This is a genomic window from Flaviflexus huanghaiensis (genome assembly GCF_014118685.1).
In the GTDB taxonomy this organism is placed as follows: domain Bacteria; phylum Actinomycetota; class Actinomycetes; order Actinomycetales; family Actinomycetaceae; genus Flaviflexus; species Flaviflexus huanghaiensis.
Window position 1 is genome coordinate 257,073 of record NZ_JACFAK010000001.1, and the last position, 24,255, is coordinate 281,327.

At 60.5% G+C, this 24,255-nt stretch carries 22 protein-coding genes and 4 tRNA genes; 17 read left to right on the forward strand and 9 right to left on the reverse strand.

The genetic code is table 11. From position 1 onward, the window contains the following. Window positions 1-26: 26 nt before the first annotated feature. The gene (locus H7E91_RS01100; protein WP_182353215.1) at window positions 27-215 is read left to right on the forward strand and encodes a BldC family transcriptional regulator; all 189 of its coding nucleotides are present in this window, start codon (window positions 27-29) and stop codon (window positions 213-215) included. A gap of 67 nt (window positions 216-282) precedes the next feature. Here the strand turns inward: H7E91_RS01100 and H7E91_RS01105 are convergent, their stop codons facing one another. Beyond that, on the reverse strand, window positions 283-564 hold the full coding sequence (locus H7E91_RS01105) for a DUF3618 domain-containing protein (RefSeq protein WP_182353216.1): 282 nt from the start codon (window positions 562-564) through the stop codon (window positions 283-285). Next, entirely contained in the window at window positions 557-1,033 is a 477-nt protein-coding gene (locus H7E91_RS01110) for a phage holin family protein (protein ID WP_338401690.1), read from the reverse strand. Before H7E91_RS01110 ends, H7E91_RS01105 begins: the two co-directional genes overlap by 8 nt. A gap of 236 nt (window positions 1,034-1,269) precedes the next feature. On the opposite strand from H7E91_RS01110, the gene H7E91_RS01115 reads away from it, so the two are divergent. Next, on the forward strand, window positions 1,270-5,115 hold the full coding sequence (locus H7E91_RS01115) for an ExeM/NucH family extracellular endonuclease (protein ID WP_182353217.1): 3,846 nt from the start codon (window positions 1,270-1,272) through the stop codon (window positions 5,113-5,115). Between the two features lie 74 nt (window positions 5,116-5,189). Here H7E91_RS01115 and H7E91_RS01120 read toward each other — a convergent pair whose 3' ends face one another. From H7E91_RS01120 to H7E91_RS01135, 4 genes are all read right to left on the reverse strand, one after another. Further along, entirely contained in the window at window positions 5,190-5,933 is a 744-nt protein-coding gene (locus H7E91_RS01120; RefSeq protein WP_182353218.1) for a GNAT family N-acetyltransferase, read from the reverse strand. A 66-nt stretch (window positions 5,934-5,999) separates the two neighbouring features. Beyond that, window positions 6,000-6,072 (reverse strand) — tRNA-Phe (locus H7E91_RS01125). A 35-nt stretch (window positions 6,073-6,107) separates the two neighbouring features. Continuing rightward, window positions 6,108-6,181 (reverse strand) — tRNA-Asp (locus tag H7E91_RS01130). A 24-nt stretch (window positions 6,182-6,205) separates the two neighbouring features. Continuing rightward, window positions 6,206-6,278, reverse strand: a tRNA-Glu gene (locus H7E91_RS01135). Window positions 6,279-6,743: 465 nt separating this feature from the next. Here H7E91_RS01135 and H7E91_RS01140 point away from each other — a divergent pair. The 5 genes from H7E91_RS01140 to H7E91_RS01160 all read left to right on the forward strand — a co-directional run bounded on the left by H7E91_RS01140 (window position 6,744) and on the right by H7E91_RS01160 (window position 10,797). Beyond that, window positions 6,744-8,282, forward strand: coding sequence for a mechanosensitive ion channel family protein (locus H7E91_RS01140; RefSeq protein ID WP_182353219.1), 1,539 nt, complete (start codon window positions 6,744-6,746; stop codon window positions 8,280-8,282). Further along, window positions 8,279-8,704 carry a peptide-methionine (R)-S-oxide reductase MsrB gene (gene msrB / locus H7E91_RS01145; protein WP_182353220.1) on the forward strand — a complete coding sequence of 142 codons (426 nt, stop codon included), beginning with the start codon at window positions 8,279-8,281 and terminating at the stop codon, window positions 8,702-8,704. Before H7E91_RS01140 ends, msrB begins: the two co-directional genes overlap by 4 nt. Then, window positions 8,688-9,413, forward strand: a complete 726-nt coding sequence (locus H7E91_RS01150) for an endonuclease/exonuclease/phosphatase family protein (protein ID WP_182353221.1) — start codon at window positions 8,688-8,690, stop codon at window positions 9,411-9,413. Before msrB ends, H7E91_RS01150 begins: the two co-directional genes overlap by 17 nt. A gap of 146 nt (window positions 9,414-9,559) precedes the next feature. Then, entirely contained in the window at window positions 9,560-10,435 is an 876-nt protein-coding gene (locus H7E91_RS12055; protein WP_182353222.1) for an EamA family transporter, read from the forward strand. 98 nt (window positions 10,436-10,533) lie between these two features. Continuing rightward, window positions 10,534-10,797 (forward strand): GlsB/YeaQ/YmgE family stress response membrane protein, encoded by a 264-nt coding sequence (locus H7E91_RS01160; RefSeq protein WP_182353223.1) that lies wholly within the window; start codon window positions 10,534-10,536, stop codon window positions 10,795-10,797. Window positions 10,798-10,957: 160 nt separating this feature from the next. Here H7E91_RS01160 and H7E91_RS01165 read toward each other — a convergent pair whose 3' ends face one another. Next, window positions 10,958-11,134, reverse strand: coding sequence for a hypothetical protein (locus tag H7E91_RS01165; RefSeq protein ID WP_182353224.1), 177 nt, complete (start codon window positions 11,132-11,134; stop codon window positions 10,958-10,960). 175 nt (window positions 11,135-11,309) lie between these two features. Further along, window positions 11,310-11,381 (reverse strand) — tRNA-Lys (locus H7E91_RS01170). 122 nt (window positions 11,382-11,503) lie between these two features. Here H7E91_RS01170 and H7E91_RS01175 point away from each other — a divergent pair. The 9 genes from H7E91_RS01175 to H7E91_RS01215 all read left to right on the forward strand — a co-directional run bounded on the left by H7E91_RS01175 (window position 11,504) and on the right by H7E91_RS01215 (window position 21,569). Then, entirely contained in the window at window positions 11,504-12,112 is a 609-nt protein-coding gene (locus tag H7E91_RS01175; RefSeq protein WP_182353225.1) for a hypothetical protein, read from the forward strand. Beyond that, window positions 12,112-12,915, forward strand: a complete 804-nt coding sequence (gene mshD, locus H7E91_RS01180) for a mycothiol synthase (RefSeq protein ID WP_182353226.1) — start codon at window positions 12,112-12,114, stop codon at window positions 12,913-12,915. The genes H7E91_RS01175 and mshD overlap by 1 nt, the downstream gene beginning before the upstream one ends. Before the next feature lie 50 nt (window positions 12,916-12,965). Beyond that, on the forward strand, window positions 12,966-15,260 hold the full coding sequence (locus H7E91_RS01185; RefSeq protein WP_182353227.1) for an RNA degradosome polyphosphate kinase: 2,295 nt from the start codon (window positions 12,966-12,968) through the stop codon (window positions 15,258-15,260). Beyond that, complete coding sequence (locus H7E91_RS01190) at window positions 15,257-16,240, forward strand: NUDIX hydrolase (protein ID WP_182353228.1); 984 nt, start codon at window positions 15,257-15,259, stop codon at window positions 16,238-16,240. The genes H7E91_RS01185 and H7E91_RS01190 overlap by 4 nt, the downstream gene beginning before the upstream one ends. Before the next feature lie 149 nt (window positions 16,241-16,389). Further along, window positions 16,390-17,583 carry a substrate-binding domain-containing protein gene (locus H7E91_RS01195; RefSeq protein WP_182353229.1) on the forward strand — a complete coding sequence of 398 codons (1,194 nt, stop codon included), beginning with the start codon at window positions 16,390-16,392 and terminating at the stop codon, window positions 17,581-17,583. 71 nt (window positions 17,584-17,654) lie between these two features. Then, window positions 17,655-18,761: a PstC family ABC transporter permease gene (locus H7E91_RS01200; RefSeq protein ID WP_338401691.1), complete on the forward strand. Its 1,107-nt coding sequence runs from the start codon at window positions 17,655-17,657 to the stop codon at window positions 18,759-18,761. Then, window positions 18,758-19,861, forward strand: a complete 1,104-nt coding sequence (pstA, locus tag H7E91_RS01205) for a phosphate ABC transporter permease PstA (protein ID WP_241698273.1) — start codon at window positions 18,758-18,760, stop codon at window positions 19,859-19,861. Before H7E91_RS01200 ends, pstA begins: the two co-directional genes overlap by 4 nt. Before the next feature lie 24 nt (window positions 19,862-19,885). Then, window positions 19,886-20,665 (forward strand): phosphate ABC transporter ATP-binding protein PstB, encoded by a 780-nt coding sequence (gene pstB, locus H7E91_RS01210; RefSeq protein WP_182353230.1) that lies wholly within the window; start codon window positions 19,886-19,888, stop codon window positions 20,663-20,665. Between the two features lie 262 nt (window positions 20,666-20,927). Continuing rightward, window positions 20,928-21,569 carry a cyclase family protein gene (locus tag H7E91_RS01215; protein WP_338401692.1) on the forward strand — a complete coding sequence of 214 codons (642 nt, stop codon included), beginning with the start codon at window positions 20,928-20,930 and terminating at the stop codon, window positions 21,567-21,569. A gap of 3 nt (window positions 21,570-21,572) precedes the next feature. On the opposite strand, the gene H7E91_RS01220 is transcribed toward H7E91_RS01215, so the two are convergent. Then, window positions 21,573-22,277, reverse strand: coding sequence for a FadR/GntR family transcriptional regulator (locus H7E91_RS01220; protein WP_182353231.1), 705 nt, complete (start codon window positions 22,275-22,277; stop codon window positions 21,573-21,575). Between the two features lie 741 nt (window positions 22,278-23,018). On the opposite strand from H7E91_RS01220, the gene H7E91_RS01225 reads away from it, so the two are divergent. Beyond that, window positions 23,019-24,125: an IS1249 family transposase gene (locus tag H7E91_RS01225; RefSeq protein ID WP_182353232.1), complete on the forward strand. Its 1,107-nt coding sequence runs from the start codon at window positions 23,019-23,021 to the stop codon at window positions 24,123-24,125. The last annotated feature ends 130 nt before the right edge of the window (window positions 24,126-24,255 follow it).

Below are 24,255 nucleotides of genomic sequence, written 5' to 3' on the forward strand. Positions count from 1 at the left end.
AGCGTCCGTGAAGCTGAGGAGGACCCATGCATACACAGACCGAAACAGACCTGCTGACACCGTCACAGGTTGCCGCGTTATTCCATGTTGACCCGAAGACGGTGACCCGCTGGGCGAACGCGGGAAAACTGTCGTCAATACGAACTCTCGGGGGGCACCGTCGCTTCCGGAGGGACGAGGTCGAAAGGCTTCTGGAATCGACGATGAGGCGCTAGTTCACAGCTGAGCTGGGAAAGGTGATAGGGAGGAGCGACGACGCCCCTCCCTATTTACTCCCTCGGTTTACTTCTTGAAAATGAGATAAACGGCGAGTGCGGCTGTCGCGGCCGTGGCGGCGAGGATGCCGATCGCGGTCGAGTCGCCCTCGCTGGCGTCCACAGGCACGGCCTTGGCTTTGGCGATGAACTCGTTCGCCTTCTCTTTGACCTCGTCAGCCGCCGCGGCGGCATTGGCTTTCGGGTCGAGACGTGCGGAAAGCTCATTGACGACGTCGGTGAGTTCCTGGCGGGTGCGCTGAAGATCGGCCTCGATGTCGGCCGCACTTCTCTTGGGTGCTTCACTCATCGGTTGCCAGTCCCTTCTTTGCTGCTTCAATGTCGTTCTTGATGCCGGACTTGGGATCGACGACGTACTCATTCGATTTCTTGATGCTCTTGATGCCGATAAGGGCAAGAACGCCGCAGATGAGGAGAAGGACAAGGCCGACGATCAGGGCGGACAGCCAGAGCGGTAGAGCGTTCGCAATGCCCCACACCGCAGCGAGCAAGAGGATGCCAAATGCATAGAGCGCAAGGACGCCCGCGGCCGCGAGTAATCCAGCACCGACACCGATCTTTTGGGCTTTCGCTGTGGCTTGCACCTTCGCCAGTTCGATCTCATCGCGGATGAGACGAGAGAAGCGTTCGCTGATGCCAGCGACAAGCTCGCCGATCGAGCGGGAGTTCTGCTTCTCCTCAACGGGGGGCAGTGTCGACCCGCCGAGGTTCGGTGGGACCGCAGCGGGTCCCCTGTTCTCGTGTTCGGATGCTGTCACCGTCCATCTCCTTCCGATGAACTCGTCGTTAAATCCCTCTCACTCTATCGCGAGAACGTGCCAGCGCGCGTCCCATTACTCCTGCGAGTGAACATCCAGCTCACAGACCCTGACGGGAATTGATATTCCATTCGACAGATTGGAGAAACGGCTCACATTTGTCGCCGCGTTATGGCAGGTTGGAGGAGATTCACCACAAGTGATTCGATATCGAAAATCAACGAGGATGTAATCATATGAAAACCTCTCTACATAAGAGATTGGCGATGATTGGGGCGGGCGCGCTTATCATTTCGCCGATATGGGCTATACCGGCTCAAGCAGCTCCAGATGGTAACAACGTTGTTATCAATGAGGTGTATACGCGTGGAGGGTCTGCCGGACAGGCGTACTCCCACAAGTTCATTGAGCTCTACAACCCAACGGACGCGCCGATTGATCTGAGCGGAATGTCGCTCCAGTACTTCTCAGCCACGGGCACCAGTGGCAACTACACTCTTGCCTTGACTGGCGAAATTGCCGCCGACGGCCATTTCTTAGTTCAGGGCGGAGCGAACAGCGGCGGTGGCGGCGCGGTATTGCCGACGCCGGATATGACGTCAAGCCTTAATCTCGGCGGTGACAACGGTGCGGTAGCGCTTGTCAATGGCACGACTCAACTCACTGGCGTTGCGGCGGGCGACCTTGCGGGGGATCCGCGTTTTGTCGACTTCATCGGATACGGGACTTCTAACAAGTTTGAGACGGCGCCAGCGGCGTTCAATGCTACCGGTACTGGGTCCGTCGAATCGCTCAACCGCACTGATGGAATCGATACCGACAACAACTCGGTTGACTTCACATCCACCCCGACCCCGACGCCGCAGAATTCCGGTGGAACCGGCGGCGGCACTGATCCCACACCGGATCCAGATCCGCAGAGTGTAACCATCGCCGAGATTCAGGGTCCGGGGAGCTCAACGCCCCTCGATGGTCAGAAGGTTACAACCCGGGGCGTCGTGACGGCAGTCTATCCGACCGGCGGCTTCAATGGTTTTTATATCCAGACGCCCGGCACCGGCGGAGAGATCGGCAACGCGTCGCATGGCATCTTCGTTTACACCGCCTCAACGCCGATCACCGTCGAAGAAGGCCAGTACATCTCCGTGACCGGAACGGCCGGAGAATATTTTGGGCTCACGCAAATCTCCGGCAACCCAACCTATTCCGTCCTCAACGATGTGTTTGAGGCGCCAACTCCGGCGGTCGTCACGCCGGCTGATCTCACGACTGACGACCAGCGTGAGCGTCTCGAAGGTATGTTGCTCGACGTCACTGACGTGCAGTTCACCGTCACCGACACCTACGACACCAACCGTTATGGTTCAGTCGCACTTGCGATGGACGATGCTCCGCTACCGACCGAGACTGACATCTACAACCCGAGGTTGCAGCCAACTGAGCATGCTGCCCTTGTGGCCGAGAACCTGCAGAAGCTCATCACGCTAGACGATGGTTCAACCCGTGATTTCACGAACTTCCGCACGAACAACCACGAGACGCCGCTTCCGTATCTCAGCATCACAGACCCCGTTCGGGTCGGTGCCGATGCTCAGATCAACGAGCCCGTCATCCTCGACTACCGCTTCCAGTGGAACCTTCAGCCCACTGAGCCGGTGACGGGTGAGAACGTCGACTTCGTCGTCTTCGAGAATACCCGTCAGGCGGATGCCCCCGTGGTCGGTGGCGACGTCACGATCGCCACGTTCAACGTTCTCAACTACTTCACCACCCTTGGCACTGACCTCACGGGATGCACGGCGTACACCGATCGTCAGGGCAATCCGATCTCGGTGAGGGGCGGTTGCGCTGCGCGCGGCGCGTACAACGCCGAGAATCTGGCTCGCCAGGAGGGCAAGATCGTGGCTGCTATCCAGGAGATCGACGCCTCTATCGTCGGCATCCAGGAGATCGAGATGTCGGCCGCGTTCGGCAAAGACCGCGATGCAGCTCTTGCGGACCTTGTCGCGGCACTGAATGCTGATGCTGGCTTCGACAAGTGGCGCTATGCGGCCTCGCCTGACGCGTTGCCGACTGACGAAGACGTCATCCGCCTCGCGTTCATCTACCAGGTGGATGAGGTCGCCCCGACCGAGGGTTCGAAGATTCTTATCGGCAGTCCCGCATATGGCAACGCGCGCGAGCCGCTGGGCCAGGCATGGCGTGCGCTCGACAGCTCGGGCCAGCCGGTCGCTGAGGAATTCGCCACGATCAATAACCACTTCAAGTCGAAGGGCTCCGGAGAGGACGACGGAACGGGCCAGGGCGATGCCAACCCCGACCGTATCGCCCAGGCGCAGGCTCTCGTCGCCTTCGCTGATGCTGAGTACGGCGACATGCCCGTCTTCCTGCTTGGTGACTTCAACTCGTACACTGCCGAGGATCCCCTGCTCGTGCTCAAGGACGACGGTTACACCGACCTCCTGCATGCACAGAGCATCCTGCATGACACCCATTTCTTCACCTACACCTACGGCAAGCGCGTCGGTTCTCTCGACCACGTCTTCGCCAGCGCAGATGGTTCAGAATGGGTGACGGACGCAGCGGTATGGAACATCAACTCCGTAGAGGCAATCGCCCTCGAGTACTCGAGGTACAACTACAACGTTCTCAACCTCTTCGAGCCGAACAACCCGTTCCGCTCCTCGGATCACGACCCGATCATTGTCGGGCTCGACATACCCGGCGTCGATAACACCATCGTTGTCAGCCCGGTGGCTCCGACTTTCGAGGATAACGTCATCACGATTCCTGAGGTTGAGGGTGTTGAGTACCTCATCGACGGCGTTGTTGTTGAGGCGGGTACTGTCACGATCACTGAGGACACGACGGTGACTGCACGTGCCATCGAGGGTTATGTCTTTGCTGACGATGCGGTGACGGAGTGGACGTTTGACTACGTTGCGCCGCCGGTTGTCGTCACGCCTGTGGCTCCGACGATGGAAGACAACGTCATCACGATTCCTGTGGTGGAGGGTGTTGAGTACCTGATTGATGATGCTGTCGTCACGGGTACCGTCACGATCACCGAGGACACTGTTGTGACTGCGCGTGCTGCTGAGGGCTATGTCCTGGCAGAGGATGCCGTCACGGAGTGGACGTTTGAGTATGTTGCGCCGCCGGTTGTCGTCACGCCTGTGGCTCCAACCTTCTCCGACAACGTCATCATCATCCCCGAGGTGGAGGGTGTTGAGTACCTCATCGACGGCAACGTCGTCGAGGCGGGGACCGTCACGATCACCGAGGACACGACGGTGACTGCGCGTGCTGCTGAGGGCTATGTCCTGGCAGAGGGCGCGGACACCGAGTGGACCTTCGTCTACGTTGCCCCGGAGCCCGAGCCGACTCCGACTCCTCGCGGCAATGTCTTCTTCATCGTCAACGACTGGAACTCGAAGGAAGCAGACATCGTCTTCTCCTTCGGACGCCGCGGGGACGAGGTTTACTCAGGTGACTGGAACAAGGACGGCAAGGACACTCTCGCTGTCCGTCGTGGTAACACCTTCTTCGTCAACAACGAGTTAATCGGCGGCAACGCTGAGAAGTCGTTCGACTACGGCCGCGCTGGCGACCAGGTCCTCGTCGGCGATTGGAACGGCGACGGCTACGACACCTTCGGCGTCCGTCGTGGCAACACGTTCTACCTCAACGACGAGCTCAAGGGCGGCCACGCGGCTATCCAGTTCGACTACGGACGCGCTGGTGACCAGGTCCTCGTCGGCGATTGGGACAACGACAGTGTCGACACGATCATGGTTCGCCGCGGCGCCACCTTCTTCGTCAACAACCAGCTCAAGGGTGGATACGCGGAGAAGTCGTTCGTCTACGGTCGCGTCGGTGATGACGTCTACGCAGGTGACTTCGACGGTGACGGTTACGACACGCTCGCGGTTCGCCGCGGGAACGTCTTCTTCGTCAACAACCAGCTCGAAGGCGGTCACGCGGACCAAGAGATCGCCTACGGCAGGGCTGGCGATAAGGTTCTGATCGGTGACTGGGATGGCGACGGCGTCGACACCCCAGCCGTGAACAGGATCGTCTGAACCTCATGACATTGGCTTAGTCCAGACAGGGTGCTCCCCCGGGGTATGGCCCCGGGGGAACACCCTGTCTGCCGCTATTGGCGCGGATAGATCCGGTAACCGGGCTTCGCTTGGCCCGTGAATGTCTCGTAGAAGTCCTGAGCGTCGTCGGTGAGCAGGTCGAGCCGCTGAGCACCGCTCCTGTCGTAGCCGATCTCGACGAGCGTGCGAGCGAGACCGATCCTGCGGTAGGCAGGGTGAACGATGAGCTGAGCCAGATAGCCCTGCGCGATCCCGTCGGAGAGCACCTGGGCGAAGCCTGCAACCGTGCGAGTGAGAGAATTCCTCGCGACAACCGTAGTCACCCCGGGCGCAGCGCAACCCTGGGCCGCAACAGCGGCGTCCGCGTACGTTTGCCATCCTTCACCATGACAGAGTGCGGCGACGCCGAGGGCGTCTGCTTCCTCGAAGTTCTCGACGGTGACCGGTTGGGTCAGCGCCCATTCTTTCTGGGAGAGTGGGCGACTGCCGGGATCCACGTCTTCCGGTCGATCAGGAGTGCGATGAACGGTGACCGCTGTCGTCTTTGATCGAGACAGAGCCCGTTCAGCGAGGAGTGCGAGCGCGGTGTCAACGAGACCGGGAACGTTCCGGTCCGAGCTGACAACGAGCACATCAGCGTGTTCATCTTTCGAAGAGATGAGGCCGACCCCAACTGGTGCGCCATCGGACTTGATGACGAGGCGGGTACCCGTGAAGTTACCCGCAGTGCGTTTGCGGGCCAGCGAATGGATATAGGCCACTTCGGCGGGTTCAGGCATCGTGAGCGTTATCGACATGGGGGAAGCCTAATGCGTCGAGGTGGTCCGAGATACAAGAAATCCCCGGTGAGCCGGGGATTCCTGTGCCTCCGATCGGCGTCGATCCGATGACCTTTCGATTTTCAGTCGAACGCTCTACCAACTGAGCTACAGAGGCTTATGTAAGATTGCCCGGCATTGCCGGGCAATCTGCGACCCTGACGGGACTTGAACCCGCGACCTCCGCCGTGACAGGGCGGCGCGCTAACCAACTGCGCTACAGGGCCTGGAAATACTGTCGACCTGAGCCGTACCCCGAACGGGATTCGAACCCGTGTTACCGCCGTGAAAGGGCGGGGTCCTGGGCCGCTAGACGATCGGGGCCAGTATTCTAGTCGCTACGCTCTCGACGTTTCCGTCTCGCTCGAAGCTAGACCAGCATAACTAGAAATCCGCTTGCAATGCAAAGCGCGGCTTGTGTCCTTACTCACCAGCGATCGGCCGTGTTTTGGCGGTTGTCTCAACGCCCTTTCGTAAGCCTCCGACGTCGTGCAACACGGGCACAAGATCGCCTAGTCGGAAGAATCCCAACTGCCTCGGCGACGTGATGGGCGCGCACGGTTTATCCATGTTTCTCTTCTGATGAGTCGCTCCATTCAATGGACGTGGACTTAGGTTGTGCGGATCTCCCGGACAGAGCCGTGCTCGTTCGGGGTGACGAGTTCAATTCCCGTTCCACCGTCCGGTGGGCGGTGGCTGACGACTTGCGCTGAGGCTTCGATGTGAACGTTCGGCGGGGAATGAACACCATCTCGAGTTGAACGCAGGCAGTGCAATAGTGTTGACGGCATGAAGGCATCACTGATGGCGTATCTTGCGTCTACTGTCGACCCGACCGAGGACCCCTCGGATGATTTGACTCTGGAGGAGGGCGTCGAACAGGCCGTGACAGTGACTGTCGACATCGTCAGTATCATTGGCTCGGCCCTCATCGGTGCAGCCATCGGTCTGGTCATCACTGTCGTGATCATCATTGTTGCGCAGCTGTTTGCTCGAAGGCGCCCCATCGTCTCTCCGGCACTGGAGCCGCCAAAGCGGCCGCTGCAGCTCACACTTATGCTGACAGGCGCATGGATCGGCTTCTCACTCAGTAGCGCGCGAGCGGCTGACGAGCCGGAACCTAGCTGGCGGCACCCGATCTTCCATCTCGGGCTCATCCTCATCATCCTCGCTGGAACATGGTTCGTTGCGAGTCTCGTCGTCGGCTTCGAAGCGGCAGTCATCCGGCACGTTGAGAAATCGGCGACCAAACGGGCGAAGCGGATCCAGACCCAGTTTCAGATTGTCCGCCGCGTCCTGGTCGCTCTTGTGTGGACTTTCGGCATTGGTGGCGTGCTCATCACCTTCCCGTCCGCGCGTGCCGCGGGCGCATCAATCTTCGCATCGGCAGGCCTCATCTCTGTTATCGCAGGTCTCGCGGCACAATCAACACTCGGCAACGTGTTCGCGGGTCTTCAAGTGGCGTTCTCCGACTCGCTCCGAGTCGATGATGTTGTCATCATCAACAGCGAGTACAGCGTCGTTGAGGAAATTACCCTGACGTACGTTGTCGTCCGGGTCTGGGACGGACGGCGCATTATCGTCCCATCAAGCAAGCTGACGACAGAGACGTTCGAGAACTGGACCCGCCGCGACACCGAGATGCTAGGCAAGATCTACTTCGACCTCGACTGGCGAGTCCCGCTCGATGCGATGAGGTCGGAGATGCACAGGTGCTTGAACGAGAGCGACCTGTGGGACGGCAGAACCGCAGTTCTCCAGGTGGACTCCGCTGAGAACGGCCGCGTTCGCGTCGCTATTCTCGTTTCTGCCGTCGACTCAGCCACGTTGACTGATCTGCGCAACTATACGCGTGAACACATGGTCAAGTGGATCCAGCAGAAAGTGCCGAGGGCCCTGCCTTACGCCCGCAATCTCTATGCGTCGATCGAAGATCTCGAGGCAGCTGTCGCCGAATACCCGGATCCGAAAGAGTTCGTCGACGCGGAGCCCGAGGTCGAAAAGCCGCGTCGCCCGCAAACCGACATCGACCTCGAGGAGACGGTCATCCTCCCGACCGATTATCTGCCCTTTCGCCGATCGCTCTCGACACGTGGTCCAGTCGAGCTCTCGGAAGAGGAGCTGTCGTCGACGCCGAATACGGCAACCGACGTCAAGCCAGGTCACGAGGCATCGCTGTTCACGGGATCTGCTCAAGCGGAGGAAAGGAAGAAGGGATTTTCAGGACCGGGCGAAGAGGCTATCGCCGAACGCGAACGCAGGGCTGCGCAGAGGAACTTAGTGGACGATGATGAGTCGACAGACACCGAATCCGAGGAGACGAGATGAGCGACACCAATTTCCTGACACTGTCCGACGCCGAGTGGCGGGAGCGGCTCGATCCCATCTCCTACCAGGTTCTTCGCCAGGCGGGTACAGAGCGTCCCGGCACCGGCCAGCTCCTCAACGAGGAGCGGGAGGGCACCTACGCATGTAAGGCATGCGGAACAGAGCTTTTCGAGGCCGGCACGAAGTTTGATGCGCACTGCGGTTGGCCGAGCTTCTACGAGGCTAAGAAAGATGCGGTCACCTTCATCGAGGACCGCTCCCACGGAATGAATCGAACCGAGGTCCGGTGTGCCGCGTGCGATTCACACCTCGGTCACATCTTCCCCGATGCTCCGCAGACCCCGACAGGCAACCGCTTCTGCATGAACTCGGTCTCGCTCACCTTTATCCCGGCCGACGGTGGAGATGCGGTCGAAGGCTAGCCTTCGAGTTCTTTCCCTGAACCTTCAGCAGGGCAGGCCTCGGGATCAGTTCGCCCGGGGCCTGTCTCAGATTGCGCGACTTCGGCCCGACGTCGTCCTCCTCCAGGAGGCGGACCGCGTGGCCACCGCTGTCGACCATACGTCGCAGGTCGCGAGAGCGTGCGGGCTCAAGCACTATCAGTTTCTTCCGGGGCGCAGTACGTGGGCAACGATCTTGCCGCTCCTCAATCCGAGAGCGAAGCGCCCGGGCGAGGATGGAACCGGCGTCGGCATTGTCTCCCGCTTCCCCGCACGCTGGCACTACCATCACCTCAAGACGAACCGGCCCCTGGCGAGAATGCGGAACCTGCATGTCGATATGGATCAGCCGAGGCAGGTGCTCGCGGGTACGCTCGACGTCTTTGGACAGGAGGTTACAGTCGCTTCCACTCATCTGTCGTGGCATGTAGGAGTGGGGGAGGACCAGCTTCGGCAGACTGAATCCTTCCTCCAATCACTCCCAGGGCCATGGGTGCTTGGCGGAGACTTCAATCTCCGCTCGAACAGATCAATCTGGCCGAGTCTTGTCCATGGGAAGACGTATCCGGCCGACAAACCACGGTTTCAACTCGACTACATCGTTTCCTACCTCGAGGCATGCGAGTCATCTATCCACCACTTTGCCTTCTCCGACCACCGGGGAGTTTTCGCCGTCATCAACTTAGACTGAGAGCGCCAGCGCGTCCGCTCGCGGTCATCGATTCTCATGCGAAATTCGGGACCTCGGCTCGATAGTTGCCGTGATCAGGGGCGCCATCGGCGGTGCGGCTTGGGCTCCTGTGGCTTTCACTGCGGTGCCATGGCCATACTGGCTGGGTGAAGAATGTGTCTGCCATGCTCCTGTCGGGGCTTTCCCAATACGTTGGTGCCTCCATTGCGGTCGGACTCTTTGTCGCCGCATCCGGAATCGCCGTCGGTTGGGGGCGAATCTTCTTCGCAGCGCTCTTTCTCCTCGCCTGGCGCAGGCCCTGGCGATACCCGGACAAGAGGAATGCCCTCGCATTCGGGATTGCGCTCGGAGGCATGAACATTCTCTTCTATCTGGCTATCGCCCGAATTCCGATCGGTACAGCGGTCGCTCTCGAATTCTTGGGTCCCGTCATCTTGGCGAGCACGGCGCGAACGAAGCGGTCGACGATCTCAGTTGTCCTCGTTGCTGTCGGGGTCTTTCTCATTTCGTGGATGGGGCTCGACCTGGCGGAACGGGAGGTCGCCCTCGGGTTTTTCTTCGCGCTCGCCGCCGGACTGTGTTGGATTGCCTACATGCTGCTCGGAAAGAAGGTTGCGACAGCCGATAAAGGCATCGATGGACTTGCTGTCGCTATGGCAGGGGCGGCGATCATCTACAGCCCTCTTGCGCTACCTGAGCTCATCAGCATTCGGCCCGATGGCGGCTTCTGGCTCACGTTGGTTTTCGTGGCGGTTCTTTCCTCGGCCGTTCCCTACGTTATCGACCAGTTCGTCCTGCGCAACATCCCCGCGACGACATTCGCAATCCTCAATTCAATCCTGCCCGCCATGAGCACCGTCGTCGCATTCGTCATGCTGCGGCAACTCCCGACAACGGGAGAACTGCTCGGCCTGCTTTCCATCTCGATTGCGGTGTTTGTAGCAAGCTATCGCCCCACCGCTCGCACCATTTCACGGCGAGCTGATCACCACCCGCGCAATTCCGGGGATAGCGAAATTTAGGCGGCCAAAACCTTCATAACGCGCGGACCTGCGGCTTTACATCTACTGTAGACACGAACGGAGTCGAAACACGGCTCCCGCAACAGGAGGTAACCGTCATGGGTATCTTTGCGACAATCATCGTCGGCGCCATCATCGGCGCGCTCGCCCGTTTCTTCATGAAGGGTGATCAGAACATCGGCATGCTGTGGACGATTATCCTCGGCGCCGGCGGCACCGCCCTCGGCTGGTGGCTCGTCGAAGGACCGATAGGCTCCGACTCCACTATTCTCAAGTGGGTCGTGTCGATCGTCCTCGCCATTATTCTCATCTCTCTCTACATCGGCATCACCAACCGCGGAAGCGCCGGCACGCGCAGGTAGTGACCATTCGGAAGGCGCTTGCCTTCGAACGATAATATGGAGGTGGGCCGGGCGACCGGCCCACCTCCATATCTCATGGGCTCTGTGGGCCTCGCAGTGACTGGCGACGCCACGGGTTCGGCAGTGGCCAGCTCAAAACCGAGGGGCGCCGCTGCCGGATTTAAGCGCTCTGTTCGCGCAGGATCTCTCGAAGAGTTTGGGCAATGACGGGAATATCGTCATCGGAGTCGAGGTTGTCATTGCACCAGTCGAGCTGGCGCTGGGCCTCGACCGGATCTTTGCCGTAGAGGACCCGGATAGTTCGGGTCAATTTGGCATTCTTCTCTGCGTTATCCATAACCTGTATTTTGCCGTACGAGGGCTCATCGCACGTCGTGTCTCATGAGGACATCTGTTGCCGATTGTCTTGCAAGAAACGACGTCGGTCATGGAGTGCTGGACACGAGAGGAAATAGTAGCGAGGCCACAAAACAGCTTCCCCGGTTCGCCGTTGCGGTGAACCGGGGAAAGGGTAGGCCCCGTGGGATTCGAACCCACAACCTACGGATTAAAAGTCCGGAGCTCTACCATTGAGCTAGAGGCCCTTGGCTCAACGAGGAGCCAAGCAAAGATTCTAGCACCTGATCTGCCTTATCAACGTGCTGAAGTCCGAGGCTGTGATGAGAGACAATAGATCAAGAGGAAGTCTCTATTGAGGGAGGACATCATGAACAAGCGTCCGCGTAGGCCAGCGCAGATCGACCCTGAACAGGTCGAGTACCTGACGGGTGAGCCGGATCCTGCCGAAAGCTCCCTTATCTCCCATGCCGCCGCACAGGCCCTCGTCCCCACCGATACTCGCCAGAATATTGATGACGATGTTCGGGAGAGGATTATGGCACTCATTGACGAGGAGGGGATCGACCTTATTGCCGAAGCGTGGGTCAGAGCACCTGCGGACACTCTGGGCGGCATGCTCTGGCGTGGCTACCTGCTCAGCGAGTGGATTAGGCGCGAGCCTGACGATGTGGCCCGCCGCCACGCAGCGAGTGAGGCTGTTGCCGAAAGCGACGATCGGGAGGGCCTATCGACCCCTCGCGAAATCCGGGAACGCTGGGAGGCCGTCTTCGCCGGCGACGGCGCAGAGGGTTTCGCAGGGCTACTACGCGATTCCGCTTCCTTCGCCTTCTTCCTCGGCAACCTCGATGCAATCTGGATTTCCTCGGACACCCACGACTTAGCGACTCTTGTCACCCGCCGTAACGATGCTCTGATCGAGACCGCGAAGGAGCTTGCGGCCGGCGCAGGACTCTTCGACAGGGGACGGCTCGACTGATGCGGATATCGACTGCTCGTCCCGACATCGACGGTTTCAGGGCGTTCGCGGCACGTGTCGAGAAGCACGATGGTGTTGAAGCGTACGGGGAAGCCTCTTATCGGGACGTAGCGGAGGATCGACCTGCCCGCTATCTCGCGATTTACGATGATGGTCTTGTCGGTCTTGCCTGCATGGGCAGGGAAGGAAGTGAGCTCGCTGTCCACCCTGATCACCGTGGTCAGGGCCTTGGCCGCCAGCTTGTTGAACATGTCTCGCAGACAGTAAGCCCGATGAGGTTGTGGTCGCACGGGAACCTGCCCGCGGCAGCCGCGCTCGCGGCGAGCACCGGTCTTGTCGGTGTGCGGGAGTTGCTACAGCTGTCTCGCAGGCTCGATGATGCGGTTCGGCCTGCTGACCGAGACGATGTCAGTCTTCGGTCTTTCAAGGAGGCAGATGCCGCGGCCCTGGTCGCGGCTAACGCACGCGCTTTTGCCGACCATCCCGAACAGGGCGCGATGACAGTCGCGGACATTCCGGCGAGAGGCGGGGAGATCACTGTCGCCGAGGCCGGTGGTGAGATCGTCGGCTTCTATTGGCTCCAACGTGACCCTGCCGAGCTTTATGTTCTCGGTGTCGATCCCTCGTGGCAAGGCAAGGGTCTCGGCGGATGGCTCACCGCGCACTGCCTCGCGGATCTGGCTGACGGCGGAGCAGAGCATGTCGCACTTTACGTTGAAGGGGACAACACGCCAGCACGTGCCACGTACGAGCGGGCGGGTTTCACGGTCGCTCGCACCGACGTCCAATACGAGCTCGGCTAAGCACAATAAGACGTATGTTCCAGCCTGCTTAGACGTGGGAGGATATCGCTATGGAAAGCGAACCCGACACCATGGCGCCCGATAGCATTGACGACGGTGACGTCACAACCGCGGCTGCCCTCATCGACGACGAAGAGGACGAGCTCGCTCGTCGTGCCCGCATCCGTGCGGCGGCGCGCGTCGGATCAGCTGTCCCGCTCGCCACACTCGCTGAGCAGACGGAAACAGGCGAGGGCGAGGATCTGCCCGAGGGCAGATTCGCGGAGCGGGAGCTGTCGTGGCTCGCCTTCAACGAGCGAGTGCTCGAACAGGCGGAGGACCACGAACTGCCCCTGCTCGAGCGAGCATGGTTCCTCGCCATTTTCGCCTCCAACTTGGACGAGTACTTTATGGTGCGGGTGGCGGGGCTCAAGCGTCGTATCGCGACCGGGCTCGCGGTTCCCTCTGCTGCCGGACTGTCGCCGCGCCACGTACTGGAGAGTATTTCCGTTCGTGCTCACGAGCTCACCGCTCGCCATGCCAGAGTGTTCTCCGAGGATGTGAAGCCGAAACTGGCGGACCACGGCATCGAGATTCTCCACTGGAATGAGCTTGATGATCCAATGCACGAGAGGCTGCGGAAGTTCTTCCGCGCCCAAATTTTCCCCGTGCTCACGCCGCTCGCCGTCGACCCGGCACACCCTTTCCCCTACATCTCAGGCTTATCTCTCAACCTTGCCGTTGTCGTTCGTAACCCGCAGACCGACAAGCAACATTTCGCACGCGTCAAAGTCCCGCCGTTGCTCCCGCGGTTCATCGCGGTCGACGCGGACGGCAGACCCTACAGCCCAGAGGACGTCCCAACGTCTGGTGGGAGCACGTCGTACGTGCCGCTTGAAGAGATCATTGGCGCCCACCTTGACTACCTCTTCCCCGGAATGGAGGTTGTCGAATATGACACCTTCCGGGTGACCCGGAACGAGGATGTCGAGGTTGAGGAGGACGACGCCGAGAACTTGCTGACTGCGATGGAGAAGGAGCTGACGAGGCGCCGTTTCGGCCCTGCCGTCCGGCTCGAAGTCGCGGAAAACATTTCCGACCATGTGCTGAACCTGCTCGCTCGCGAGCTTGGTGTGCGGGACGGCGATATCTACCATTTGCCGACTCCGCTCGATCTCACCGGTCTTAATGTCATTCACGATCTCGACCGCCCCGAGTTGAAGTACAAGAAGTTCGTTCCGGTCACACCGCGGGGTCTAGCCGAGGTTGAATCGTCGACGCCGACGAACTTCTTTGACGCGATCCGGGATCGGGACATTCTTCTCCACCATCCATATGACTCCTTCTCTACATCGGTCCAGCAGTTCATCGCCCAAGCCGCCGCCGATCCTCGGGTGCTCGCGGTCAAGCAGACGCTGTACCGCACGTCGGGCGACTCCCCGATTGTTGACTCCCTCATTAAGGCCGCCCGTGCTGGCAAGCAGGTGCTTGCCATCGTTGAGATCAAGGCCCGGTTCGACGAGGCAGCGAACATCGAATGGGCGAGGAAGCTCGAACGAGCCGGCGTCCACGTTGTTTACGGCATCGTCGGCCTCAAGACTCACTGCAAGCTGTGCCTTGTCGTTCGGCAGGAGGAGGATGGTTTACGCCGCTACTGCCACGTCGGTACCGGCAATTACCATCCGAAGACGGCGCGCGGTTATGAGGACCTTGGCATACTGACGTCGAACAGGGATGTCGGTCAGGACCTGACTCGCCTGTTCAACCAACTGTCCGGCTACGCGCCGCGCTCAAAGTTCCACAGGCTTCTTGTCGCTCCCCGTACTGTCCGCACCGGGCTTATCGAGCGTATCGATCGCGAGATCGAGAACCGCGAGGCGGGCAAGGATGCGTGGATCAAGATTAAAGTGAACTCGCTCGTCGACGAGAAGACAATCGACGCCCTCTACCGCGCTTCTCAGGCGGGCGTCCCGGTCGCCATTCAGGTTCGCGGGATCTGCGCTTTGCGAGCGGGAGTCCCCGGCCTGTCGGAAAACATCACGGTCCGCTCGATCCTTGGCCGATTCCTCGAGCATTCGAGAGTGTTCGCCTTTGCTAACGCGGGCGATCCCGATGTCCTCATTGGCTCTGCCGACCTCATGCACAGGAACCTCGACCGCCGCGTCGAAGCTCTTATCTCCATCAGCGAGCGCGCGCACCGCGACCAGCTCATCGAGCTCCTCGACATCGCCACGGCAGATTCGACCTCGTCCTGGCATCTCGAGCCAGACGGGTGGCGCCGAGTCGATAGGGATGAGGACGGCAACAAGCTCGTCGACATTCAGGAGCTCCTCATGGCCCGAGCGAGAGCCAGGGTGAAAAATTGAGTAGACGGGCGGACGTCCTTGCGGCTGGGGCGCTCGTCTGGCGGTTAAGTGGAAAGACTGTCGAGGTCCTGCTCGTCCACCGGCCCGCCTACGATGATTGGTCGATTCCGAAGGGGAAGCTCAACAACGGCGAGGACATCCAGGTTGCCGCCGTTCGCGAGGTCGAGGAAGAAACCGGCATTGCCATCAGTCTCGGTCAGCCTCTTGGAAAGGTCTCCTACCGGCTTGGTGACGGCAGGAAGAAGACGACGCACTATTGGGCAGCTCGTCCCCTGTCGATCAACACGAAGGTGTACAAGTCGCGCCCCCGGGTTAAGCCTGCCAAAGAGAGCGAAATCGACGGCAAACGGTGGGTGCCGACGAGGCTTGCCTACCAGCTACTCACTCAAGAAGCGGACCGTAAGCTTCTCAACCGCCTCATCGACCAGTATGCGGAGGACAGGCTACGGACGTGGACGCTTATCGTCGCGCGGCATACGAGGGCGATGAAGAGGTCCGCGTGGAAGGGCGGCAAGGGTAGCGAGGCGACTCGCCCGCTCACACCCATTGGTGCAAAGCATGCGGGGGAACTCATCCCGCTCCTCGCCGCCTACGGGGTGACCCGTGTGATCTCGAGCCCGTGGGAGAGGTGCGTCGCGACAGTCCGACCCTATGCGAAAGCGCTCCGCACAGATATTGAGATGCACGAGGAGTTGACCGAAGCGTCCCACGAGAAAAAACCGAAAGTCGTCTTCAAGCTCATTGATCTCTTGCTTCGCCGTAACGAGGCCCCCGCTGTCGTGTGTGTTCACCGGCCGACCCTCCCAACGATCGTCCAAGCCTTCGAGGAGAGGGCGCAGCAGACGATCATCAAACAGGTGCCGAAAACGGACCCGTGGCTGCGCACAGGAGAGGTCCTCGTCGCCCACGTCGCCCGCAGGCGCGGCCGGCCCGCAACCATCGTCGCCCTCGAAAAAGTACGCCCGTCCATTTTGGGGTAATTCATCCCGGAATTCTCGGCGTTTCGTGGGCTGAATCACAGCGCTGTTCATCGACTGTTCACCTTAAACGGGTTCCGGCTTTACCATCCACCTCTAGCGTTGGTCTCGGTCACGGGCGTCCCGCCCCACCCGATCTGAAGGATGGAACTGTGAACACCACCCGCTTCCGAAAGGCTCCGCCGTTGGCGCTCGCTGTCGCACTTGGTGTCGCCCTTGCTGCCTGCTCGGATGATTCCGAGATCGAGGAGACAGGAACGTCACGGACAACCGGCGCGGCCGAGGAGACGACGGGATCTGACACCGACAATGGTTTCGCCGATTCCGATGTTCCGTCCGATATGCCAACTCCGATCGGCGAGCTCGGCGTCTCCGGCTCTCTCAACGGCTCTGGCGCTTCCTCAATGGCGAATGCACAGCAGGCGTGGCGCGACCGTTTCTCCGCTGATTACGGAGTGACCGTCAACTACAACCCGACCGGTTCGGGTACCGGCCGTCAACAATTCATCGCTGGCGCGGTCTCCTTCGCGGGCACCGATTCGGCGCTCGATGAGGATGAGCTCGAGGCGGCGGCCAACCGCTGCGGCTCCGACGTTCTCGAGCTTCCCCTCTACATCTCGCCCATCGCCATTGCCTATAACCTCCCAGGCATTGACGACCTCAACCTTTCGGCGCAAAACGTCGCCGCGCTCTTCTCGGGCGAGATCACCAACTGGAACGACGAGGCGATCGCCGCGGACAACGAGGGTGTCGAGTTTCCCGATCTTGATGTTGTCCCGTTCAATCGCGCCGACGACTCTGGCACGACCGAGAACTTTACCCAGTACCTCGTTGAGGCCGCCGGTGAGGACGCGTGGCCCTACGAACCGGCAGACGCATGGCCAATGTCCGGCACGCAGTCCGCCCAGAAAACCTCCGGCGTCGTCGACCTCACCGCTCAAACTGAGGGTGCCATCACGTACGCCGACGCATCGCAGATCGGTGACTTGCCAGCCGCAAACGTCGAGGTCAACGGCGAGTTCATTGCCTACTCGCCCGAGGCTGCCGCTGCTATCGTCGACGGCTCCGAGCCGAGTGAGAACGCGACCGACAAGATTCTCACCGTCGACCTCAAGCGCGATGGTTCCGTTGAAGGAGCCTATCCCGTCGTCATGATTTCCTACCTCGTTGCCTGCACGGCTTATGAGAGCGCGCAGGAGGCCGCGAACGTCAAGGGCTATGTGTCGTTCATCGCCTCTAGCGAGGGCCAGCAGGCCGCGGCGATGGCGGGCGGCGGCAACGCCCCGATCTCAAAGGATCTCAAGTCAAAGGTCATGCCAGCAATCGATGCCATCGTCATCGATTGAGATGCCTCTAGAGCCCACAGGCGGGTTGGCCCAGGCCAGGCCACCTGAAGGCACTGTTTAAGGAGTATCGCGTGTCAACAGTCTCGACGAGCAGGCCGAAAAGATCGGCAGGCTCACGGGAGGACCGGGCGTTCCGGGGCCTCGCGTATGGCGCGGGGATTGCCATTTTTGTCCTCCTCGGCGCCGTGGCTTTCTTCCTTCTTCTCCAGTCCTATCAGGTGTACACGGCATCAGCCGAGGAGATTCAGGCGGACGTCGGGTTCTCCCGGGTCGGTGGCGAGCCGATTTCGTTCTGGAGCTTCGCAGCTCGAGCGCTGTGGGGGACCGTCCTGTCGTCCGTCGTCGCCCTGGCGTTGGCCGTGCCACTCGCGATCGGCATCGCGCTCTTTATCTCGCATTACGCACCCCGCAGGCTCGCGCAGGGTCTCGGCTACATCATCGACCTGCTCGCAGCGATCCCGTCGATCATCTACGGCATGTGGGGCATGGCGACCCTGGAGCCGATCCTGCGGCATATCTTCGTGTGGCTCGAGAACACGTTCCGGCCCTTCTTTGTCTGGCTTGCTGGCGAGGAGCAGGTGGTGAACGGCGAGGCCATGTGGGCTGGCGGCCTGCCCGGCTTCAACTACGCAGCTGCAAACTGGGACTGGTGGCCGATCACGCCTGACATCGTGACGATGTCGGCTGGTCCAGCTCGAAATTTGGCGATGGGGGCGGTCGTACTCGCGATCATGGTGCTACCGATCATCACCGCCCTGTGCCGCGAGGTGTTCATTCAGACACCGCGCCTCCAGGAGGAAGCCGCCATGGCACTGGGTGCGACGCGTTGGGAGATGATCCGCATGACGGTTCTGCCCATGAGCAGGTCGGGCATCGTGTCCGCTTCAATGCTTGGCCTTGGCAGAGCCCTAGGCGAGACGATGGCAATCCTCATGGTCCTGTCGGCTGGCCTCGAGATCAACTTCAAAATCTTCTCGGTCGGCCAGCATTCGACGATCGCCTCCCAGATCGCGCTGCGCTGGCCCGAGGCGAGCGCAGGCACGCCGGAGAACCCGTCGCTCGAGCAACCATTCCTCGTCGCGCTCGGTTTGCTCCTGTTCGTCCTCACTTTCGTCGTCAACGTCATCGCACGAGCTATCGTCAACCGTCGCAAGGAATTCTCGGGGGCAAACGCATGAGCATCATGGCGGAGCAACCGCAACAACAGGACGCGCCCACCCTCAAGCCGTCCGCGCACGGCAAGCGTCTCCCACGGTGGTTCACACCCGCATCCGTGCTTGTTTCGTTCGTCCTCGCGGCCGCACTGCTGCACTTCCGGGGCTCGGAGGGCATCACTCCGATCGCCATTGTCGTCGTGACAGTCGTCTTCTATCTCATCATCTCGACGTCTATCGCCTTCGTCGTCGAGGGCCGCCGATATGCGACGGACAGGCTCGTCGCAGGTCTCATCGTGACCGCCTTCCTCCTTGCGGTCACTCCGCTTATTTCCCTCATTTGGATGGTGGTGTCGAACGGGTACAGCCACTTGACGTGGGAATTCCTCACGAACGACCGTGACGGGCTCACCCTTGCGGATCACGCAACGGGCGCGGGCCATGCCCTCCTCGGCACGCTCCTTATCACGGGCACGACGGCCCTCATCGCTGTTCCGCTTGGCATCATGACCGCGGTCTACCTCGTCGAATACGGTAGCGGCCCGCTGGCCCGCACGGTTACCCTCCTTGTCGACATCATGACCGGCATTCCCTCGATCGTCGCCGGCTTGTTCGCAGCCGCGATGATCCCACGAATCGCTGAATACTTCGTCGGACCATCGGTTGCTTTGCAGATGAAGACGGGCTTCATGGGCTCGGTCGCACTCGTCGTTCTCATGACGCCGATCGTCGTGCGCAACACGGAGGAGATGCTTCGCATCGTCCCCAATGAGCTGCGCGAGGCGTCGTATGCGCTTGGCGTGACAAAGTCCCGCACGATCGTCAAGGTTGTGCTCCGCACTGCCCTGCCCGGTATCGTCTCCGGTGTGGTCATTGCCGTCGCGCGCATCATCGGCGAAACTGCGCCGCTCCTCATCACGACCGGCACAACGAACGTGTTCAACTGGAACATGTTCACCGGCTACATGGAGACGCTACCGACCTATGTCTACGCGTCGTGGTCGAATCAGCAGACACGAGAGCTTGCGTGGTCGGGCGCCCTCACCCTCATCCTCCTCGTTCTTCTTCTCAACCTCCTAGCCCGCTTCATCGCCAAGGCGTTCGCGCCCAAGGGCGAGAAATAAGCAGACTCACAAAGGACTACTCCAGTGAACGAAGGCATTGACGTTTCGCACCTCAATATTTTCTACGGCGACTTTCTCGCCGTGGAGGACGTGACGATGCACATCGCACCCCGCTCAACGACCGCCCTCATCGGACCCTCCGGGTGTGGGAAGTCGACCTTCCTCCGGTCGCTCAACCGCATGCACGAAGTTATCCCGGGCGCACGGGTGGAGGGCGATGCCATTATTGATGGCAGAAACATCTACGCCCCCGACGTCGACCCGGTCGATGTTCGCGCATCGGTCGGAATGGTGTTCCAGCGGGCGAACCCATTCCCGACCATGTCGATCGCGGATAATGTCTTGGCAGGCGCCAGGCTCAACTCACGAAAGATCAAGAAGTCGGACGCTGACGACCTTGTTGAGTCGTCTCTTCGGGGAGCGAACCTCTGGGAAGAGGTTAAGGACCGACTCAACCGTCCCGGATCGTCCCTCTCGGGCGGCCAGCAACAACGCCTCTGCATTGCTCGTGCCATCGCGGTTAAGCCCGAGGTTCTTCTCATGGACGAGCCGTGCTCCGCGTTGGACCCGATCTCGACTCTCGCGATCGAGGACCTCATCCGTGAACTCGAGAAGGACTACACAATCGTCATCGTCACGCACAACATGCAGCAGGCTGCACGTGTCTCGTCGATGACGGGCTTTTTCAATATCGAGGGCACCGGCAAGCCCGGCCACCTCATCGAGTACGACACGACTGAGAAGATCTTTTCGAATCCTGCCAAGAAAGATACTGAAGACTACGTGTCCGGGCGCTTTGGCTGATCGATGATGAAACACGCGTTCCGCCGGAACGTATCAGCATGACGTGCGCTCTGGTAGGGCTCGTCCGGCTCTGGCCGGGACGTCGCAACGCGCTTTTCACATTCGCCCATCTGCTCCGAAAGTGACGATCGTACCTACTCACGTACGCGACAATGCTCTATTGCAGTGCTCTGAGGTCTGAGGTGGCGTGTTACCACCGTTACAGAAGGAGAACAACGATGTTCGTACATCTTTCCCATGTCCTTGACCCGAAAGACGTTGCGTGGCCGGGGAGCCCGTCATCAGCATCGAGCAGGATACGCACCTCTCGGAGACCGGCAAGCCCTTCAACTCGCACCTCATCAGCCTTCCCAACCACTTTGGAACGCACATGGACGGCCCGCGGCACTTCAATACGAGCGGCGTTCCGTTCGACGAGCTACCGATGGAAAAGTTCGCATTCCTCGGGGAGGATGTCCTCGTTGTCGACCTCCCACACCGCAATGGACCCGACGAAATCGTCACGGTGGAGGATCTTCAACCTTACGCCGAGGAGATGCGAGGTAAGCGCCTCCTCCTGCTCCGCACAGGCTTTGAGGAGAAACGCGAATCCGACCCGCACATGTACCAGAACCATGGCGTGAGCATCCATTCGGGCCTCTCGAAATGGTTGTGCGAGGAGTTCCCGGACCTTGACTGCATCGGTATGGACTGGATGTCGATCGCCGCGCCAACGAACGACCACGGTCCCGAAGCCCACCGGTGGTTGCTTGGCAACTACTCCGACCACGTCATTGTTGGTATTGAGGATATGAGTATGAAGGCGATAGGGGACAAGAAGATTAAGCTCGTCACTCTTGGCCCGCTTCGCATCAAGGGAGTCGACTCCGGGCAGGTCAATGCCATGGCGCTCCTCGAGGATTAGATCTCAGGGGCGTGTATCAGACAGGTGCGCTGCGATATCGTCCCGTGTTTGCGTCATGTGGGCCCTCATCGCATCCTTCGCCCGCGCCTCATCGCGATCCCTGATCGCGTCGAGGATCGCGTGGTGATGGTACGTCGCCCGTTCGCGGATCCGGGGGTCCGAGCTCGTCCGCCTGCGGGATGCCGACAGGGCCTCTTGGAGAGGTAGGAGGATGGCGGGCAGGAACGGGTTGGTCGATGCTTTGAGGATCGTGCTGTGGAAGGCGAGGTCGTTACGGGCGACGGCGTCGATGTCCCCGGCTTCCTCTGCCTGGGTGTAGGCCGCCAGGAGTCGGGACAGCTCCGTGACGTCCTCATCGGACCGGTTGCGTGCCGCAAGCCCGCAAGCTCCGACCTCGATCATGCGTCGGAGCTCGATGAGCTGAAGGCCGATCTGTCGCGGGGACTCGGTCCGGTTAAGGGCCTCGATCATTGTCGGCAGGTCCGTCCATGTCGGCACGGGGTTGACGAAGGTGCCGCGACCATGTTCGACACGAAGGACACCGCGGGTGGACAGCGCTCGGACTGCCTCCCTCATCGTTGGCCTCGACACATCGAGCAGAGCTGCCAGATCCACCTCCGGTGGCAGGGCCTCGCCGACGGGGAACTCGCCCGTGTAGATGCGCCCAAGGATGGCATCGAGGGCGGCCGTCACCCGATCAATCGACATGCAAACTCCTTCGAATCGTGCGAATTGATTCTCTCACGTTCGCCATCTCGTCCGGGCAACGCGCGGACAACCTCCGCCTTGGTGGGATCTGATGACCGTCACTACCGATCTCCTCATCGGTGCACACCCTCCCGAAGAGCGCGTATCTGCTTCCGCGGTAGTGAGGCGAACCCATGGTCGGGGTTGTCGGCCCTTCTTCGTCGTCCCCGAGGATGATCCTATCGGCACGAAACCGGTCTCTGACCGTGCTCACTGGGTTGTAGACCTATTTTGCGCACTCTTGACCGGGGCGCCAGCCGTCTACGACATGGTGCAGCCCGGCTTCCGGTTGGAGTAGCGACGAGGGTGAACCGAGATGCCGTGGCCCGCCGCGCGAGTGTCCATCGCCGACCAGGCCTCATATCTGTATCGCCGATGGCCTTAAGTGGCTGTCCCGTACCGAACCATCGCCGGATGATAGATCTGGGAGGATGGCCGATCCCTGGCACCGGCTTTTCCACGTGATGCCGCGCTAAACACGGCCCGCCAGCAACACGACATGTCCGGCCAAAAATTCATGCCAGACTGCGTGCGCGCGCCACAAATCGCGCCAATGCAACGAAAACCAGAAATTTAGGGAAACGAAATGTCCGATAAGCCGTCAATGGGAGCTATAGGTCAGAAAGTGTGTCTTGGATCCTGGTTTATCGTTGAGGGCATGGGAGAAGGTCTGACATTTAATATTTCTAGAGTATTAAATCCATGCCTTCTCCCACCTACCGGCGTACGTGTGATATCTGCTCTGCTTCACTGAAGAAGAATGGCTACACCACAGCAGGTGCCCAACGGTTCCGGTGCACCCGCTGCGGCAGCTCCACGACCCTGACCAAGCCAGCACTGACCGACCGACACGTACTGCGCTGGTTCGTATCCTGGCTCCTCGAAGGCTTCGACCCGGCAACGGTCGGGATCTCACCGCGCACATTCCGACGCAGGATCGCACACCTGTGGCAGATCCAGCCGCGCCCGATCCCCACCGGAGAAGTCCATGACGTCCTCATTCTCGACGGGACATGGATCGGGAACATGGTCTGCCTCATCGCTTCTAGCCCCACCCATGTCATCACCTGGCACTGGGCCACCCAAGAGAACGCCCACCCCTGGCAGGTACTGATGGATACCCTGCCCCCACCACGCATCGTCGTCATCGACGGCGGCTCAGGCATCGCCAAAGCCCTGCGCACCAGCTGGCCCACCACACACATCCAACGCTGCCTGTTTCACATCTTCCTCAACGTCAAACGACAGACCACGTTCCGGCCCGTCTTCGGGCCCTCCAAAGACGCCCTGTCTCTGACCAGAGCCCTCATGAACGTCACCACCCGCGACGAAGCCATCGCCTGGCACAAAGAACTCGCACGCGTCCACGCCCACCACAAGCCCACCCTCAACGAACGAACCATCAGCAAGGACAGATACGGCCACCCCACAACGGACTACACCCACCTGCGCTCCCGACGAGCATTCGCAGTGCTGACCACACGGGCACGGGCCGGTGATCTCTTCACCCACCTCAACCCAGAACTCGACCCAGTGACCGGCACAATACCGCGCACCACAAACCGGCTCGAGGGTGGAATCAACTCACCCCTCAAAGCACTGCTCGCCAAACACCGCGGCATGCCACCAACCCACCAACGCGCCCTGACCGACTGGTACCTCTACTACCGCACCGAAGACCCCGACGACCCAGCCACCACCGCCGCGCGCTACCACAACCACCACGCCGCCATCCGCGCCAACCCAGCACACCAGCACAGCCAGCCCCGCCAATACGACACCGCCCTGGACTGGACAGAACTACGCTAGACACGCCCAACCCAGACACACTTTTTGGCCTATAACTCGTCAATGGCAGGGCTACTTCGTCGATGAAACAAGTCAGCGCCGGCAATGCCGACGCTGACTGTAGCGACACCGAACCGGATAGCGCCTGTCG